This is a genomic window from Ralstonia sp. ASV6 (assembly GCF_016429285.1).
Lineage (GTDB): Bacteria > Pseudomonadota > Gammaproteobacteria > Burkholderiales > Burkholderiaceae > Ralstonia > Ralstonia flaminis.
This window is the reverse complement of the sequence record NZ_JAELUI010000241.1, coordinates 1-4,716: the sequence shown is the minus strand read 5'-3', so window position 1 is coordinate 4,716 and position 4,716 is coordinate 1. Positions and strand designations below refer to the sequence as shown.

Sequence of the window (4,716 nt, the reverse complement as noted above, 5' to 3'; positions counted from 1 at the left end):
GGGCCAAAGCTATCGAAAATCGCCTGCGCGGCGTTCACGCTCATCTGAGTCGCTGTCATGCTGGGCCAATTCCTTGAAAGAGCTGTGCGTTGGCCGCCAGATCGCCTTGCGGCCGGACCGCGGCCTTCTCACGCGCGGAGAAATCAAGCATGCGGTCAATACAGACCACGGCCTGCTTGCCGATCACCGGATCGACGTGGATCTCGTTGCGGCCAGTTTCCAGCACCTCGGCCAGATTGGTAAGCGCGTTCATCGCCATCCATGGGCAATGCGCGCAGCTCTTGCAGGTGGCGCTGTTGCCAGCGGTCGGCGCTTCGATAAAGCGCTTGCCCGGCGCGGCCATGCGCATCTTGTGCAGGATGCCGTTGTCGGTCGCGACGATAAACTCATTGGCCGACAGCGACTGTGCCGCCGCAATCAGCTGCGAGGTCGATCCCACCACGTCCGCCTGTGCCACCACCGAGGCTGGCGATTCGGGGTGCACGAGGATCTTCGCGTTCGGGTGCTCAGCACGCAGCAAATCCAGCTCGACACTCTTGAACTCGTCATGCACCAGGCACGAGCCCTGCCACATCAGCATGTCGGCGCCGGTCTGCTGCTGGATGTAATTTCCAAGATGGCGGTCCGGTGCCCAGAGGATCTTCTTGCCCTGTTCATGCAGGTGCTGCACGATCTTCAGTCCGATGGAGGATGTCACCATCCAGTCCGCACGCGCCTTCACGGCGGCGCTTGTGTTCGCATAGACAACCACCGTGCGATCCGGATGCGCATCGCAGAAAGCGGCGAACTCGTCCGGCGGGCAACCCAGATCCAGCGAGCAAGTCGCATCCAGGTCCGGCATCAGCACGGTCTTTTCCGGGCTGAGGATCTTGGCGGTTTCCCCCATGAAGCGCACACCCGCCACCACCAGCGTCTTGGCCGAATGGTCGCGGCCAAAGCGCGCCATCTCCAGCGAATCCGAGACGCAGCCGCCGGTTTCCTCAGCCAAGTCCTGTAGATCGGCATCCACGTAGTAATGCGCGACCAGCACAGCCTCGCGCTCCTTGAGCAGCCGTTTGATACGGGCCTTCAGTTCATCGCGCTCCTCGCGCGACAACACGGGCGGTACCTTGGCCCAGGCGTGGGCGACGCAGCTGGCACCGGACTGCGCCTCGGCAAGCATGTCCGGGCGATCGAATTCAACCGTCTTGATGTGGGTTTCCATGATGGTCTCCCCGTCCGGCAGAGTGTCGCGCAGGTGGCGTGGCAATGAAACGGACGGCGTGTGAGGAGGACGCGTGCCGCGATGCGCTCTCGTAGGCGATTTTTGCGGCCTGTTAAACGTGTGATTTAACGCAGTTTACCCAAAAGAAAAGCCCCGCTGTGGAGCGGGGCTTCACCTATGAAACAGGAAACTCAGGCGTAGCGGCGCAGGCGCAGGGCAAATTCCTGCAGCGCGTGGATGCCGCTTTCCTCGGCACGCTTGCACCAGTCCTGCAGTTGGTGCAGCAGTTGCTCGCGCGTCGCGTTCGAGCGGCCCCACAGGGCGCCCAACTCGCGGCGCATTTCCACAAAGGTGTGCAGCGACGAGTGATCCGAGACGATCTGCGAGAGCTGCTCACGCTGCGGCGCACCCAGCTTGGTTTCGTCGCGATGGAACCACTTGCGGGCCGGTTTCAGCGCACGGTATTCCACGTCGCGCGAATCCTTCAGCTTGGCCAGCTCTTGGCGGTAAGCCGCCTTGACGGTCTTGGCGTAGCGAGCCATCACGTCATAACGGTTGGCGATGATGGCTTCCAGCGTGTTCTGGTCAACCGGCTTTGCATCCACAAAGCGTGCCTTGGGCGCCACTTTCTTGACCTTGGCCAGGCCAACGATCTCCAGCGCGCGGATGTAACCCCAACCGATGTCGAACTCATACCACTTGACCGAGAACTTGGCCGACGTGGCGTACGTGTGGTGGTTGTTATGCAACTCTTCGCCACCAATGATCAGGCCCCACGGCGACACGTTGGTCGAAGCGTCTTCGCAGTCGAAGTTGCGATAGCCCCAGTAGTGGCCCAGGCCATTGATGATGCCGGCAGCATTGATCGGAATCCACAGCATCTGCACTGCCCACACCGTCAGGCCGATCGCACCGAACATCAGCACGTCCAGGATCAGCATCAGGCCAACGCCTTGCCACGTGAACTTGGAATACAGGTTGTGCTCGATCCAGTCGTCCGGCGTGCCGTGGCTGAACTTCTGGATGGTTTCCTGATTCTTGGCTTCAGCGCGATACAGTTCGGCGCCTTCCAGCAGCACCTTGCGGATGCCGCGCGTCTGCGGGCTGTGCGGATCGTCTTCGGTTTCGCACTTGGCGTGGTGCTTGCGGTGGATGGCAGTCCATTCACGCGTGACCATGCCGGTCGTCAGCCACAGCCAGAAGCGGAAGAAGTGCGCGGGAATCGGATGCAGATCCAGCGCGCGGTGCGCCATGCAGCGGTGCAGGAAGATCGTGACAGCGGCGATGGTGATATGCGTCACCACCAGCGTGAAAATCAGGATTTGCCACCAGGCCCAATCCAGGGTGCCGTTGGCAAGGAAATTCAGAAAGGAGTCGATCAAAGTGGTCTCCGTGGTCAACTCGGGGTGATCAAAGCAGCCTAGGTCGAAAGCGACGTTGCTGCCTCTTGAGGCCATCCGCTGTCGCAAGGCTGCGACAGTGGGGTCGTCTTGGCGGGGAATCGGGTGTTGGCACCCGGCTTGCGCGTCACATCGGCGAGCGCCGTGTCGCCGGTCATATGACTTCCGCTCCTGCGCAATGCAAGCTGTTCGCGGCCCTTTGCCGCAAGTGGAAGCCACTGCGACGGTGCCGTCTGATCCTTTACGGGAACATCCGGCATTTTAACCGAATACCCCCTCTAATCCATGAGGGAAAACCGTCAGTTTGACCCAAAACAAAGGGGCATCGTTCCTGACGGCAGTGTGCTAAATCATCAGGCCGGCGCAGACGAGTCGACGGATGGGACGCCCGCATCACCCGAGACACCTTGCTGCAATGCCAGCGGCCCCAGCACGCGCACTTCGCGCTGCGGATACGGAATCTCGATCCCCGCCTCCTTGAAGCGGCGGTAGATGGCGCGGTTCAAGGCAGACTGCACACCCAGCTTGCCGTTGTGCGGGTCATTGATCCACACACCCAACTCGTACTCGATGCCGCTGTCGGCAAACAGCGCCATGAATGCGGCCGGCGCCGGATCGGTCAACACACGCGGGACCCCTTCGGCGCATTGCACGAGCAGCGCGAGCACTGCTTCCGGGTCCGCCGCATATGACGCCTGCACCCGCACTGCCACGCGCACCATACCGCGCTCGTTATGGTTCTGCACCGCCTGCGCAACCATCAACTCGTTCGGCACCAACGTGTCGCCATCACCGTTGCGCACCACGGTGTAGCGCGTGCGGATCTGCGTGACGATGCCCGTATAGGTGCTGACCGTGATCTGGTCACCCAGCTTGAGCGAGCGCTCCAGCAGGATGATGAAGCCCGAGACATAGTTGCTGGCGATCTTCTGCAAGCCGAAGCCCAGGCCCACACCCAGTGCGCCGCCAAACACCGACAGCACTGTCAGGTCGATCCCCACCAGCGACAGGCTCAGCAACAACGACACCAGCAGCAGCACCGCCTTGGCAACGCGCGAGAGCACCACCTTCAGGTTGGCGTCGATGGCCTTGGCGCGCGTGATACGGTTGTCCAGCCACGAGCCGAACCACATTGCGATCAGCACGGTGAGCAGGATCCACACCGCGCCCATCAGCATGGCCGCGAGGCTCACCTTCTGCTTGCCGCCGATCGCGAACCGGATGCCGTCCAGATAATCGATCACGTCACCCAGCACGCCCAGCACGTAAAGCACCATGCCGATCCACATCAATGTGGTCAGCACACGCTGAACCAGCACCAGCATGCCGTGCAGTTCGCCATTGGCCGACAGCACGCGGCGCAGCACGTAGAACGTGAGGTACAGCATCGTCAGGCCGAACAGCGGCACCGCCGCCAGCCGGAACACGCTGATCGGCATGACCCCGACCAGCGCGTAGCGCGCCCCGAGCACCAGCAGCCAGCCAATCAGCGGGAACATCGCCCGCTCCAGGCTCGACCACGCGAAGCGCAACGCGAACGTGTCATTCACGTGGCCCGCGTGCAGGCGCCGCGCGATAGGCCGTGCCATCAGCCAAGCGGCACCCAGCAGCAGCACGAGCACGCCCAGCTGCCAGATGAAGCGCGGGCCGCCCAGATCAGAGACGATGTCGCCGATCATGTGGCCCAGCGCGATGTGGTTCAGCGGAATTCCATTCATCGAGGACGGCCGTTATTGCGTGCGATAAGGCAACGCATCGCCCACATGCTTCTGCCAGTTGGCGGCGTAGCGCTGCGCCAGGTCGGCATCGCCACGCACGATCAGCACATTCTCGGCGTTGCCGCGCTGCGCGGTCTGCGTGAAATTGAAGCTGCCGGTCACCAGCACCGGATGCGGCCCGCGTGGGTCGATCACGATGACCTTGTTGTGCGCGTTCTTGTAGCGCACCTCCAGCCACACAGGGATACCGGCGTTGGCGATTTCAGGGACTCGGCTGCCGTTCGAACGCATCATCTGCTCACGGTCGGCCAGCACGCGCACATCCACGCCACGCTGATGCGCGGCCAGCAGCGCCCGCGTGATCGCCTTGTTCGAGAGCAGGTAGGCCTGCACC

General features: G+C 62.4%; 4 protein-coding genes. All 4 read right to left on the bottom strand.

The window, feature by feature from the left end:
- Nucleotides 1-55: 55 nt before the first annotated feature.
- Complete coding sequence (gene nadA, locus JHD73_RS26605; RefSeq protein WP_199033150.1) at nt 56-1,204, bottom strand: quinolinate synthase NadA; 1,149 nt, start codon at nt 1,202-1,204, stop codon at nt 56-58.
- A 191-nt stretch (nt 1,205-1,395) separates the two neighbouring features.
- Complete coding sequence (locus JHD73_RS26600) at nt 1,396-2,586, bottom strand: acyl-CoA desaturase (protein ID WP_199033149.1); 1,191 nt, start codon at nt 2,584-2,586, stop codon at nt 1,396-1,398.
- Nucleotides 2,587-2,957: 371 nt separating this feature from the next.
- Nucleotides 2,958-4,322 carry a mechanosensitive ion channel family protein gene (locus tag JHD73_RS26595; protein ID WP_199033148.1) on the bottom strand — a complete coding sequence of 455 codons (1,365 nt, stop codon included), beginning with the start codon at nt 4,320-4,322 and terminating at the stop codon, nt 2,958-2,960.
- A 12-nt stretch (nt 4,323-4,334) separates the two neighbouring features.
- On the bottom strand, nt 4,335-4,716 hold a 382-nt coding region (locus tag JHD73_RS26590; protein WP_199033147.1), incomplete at its 5' end, for a phospholipase D-like domain-containing protein.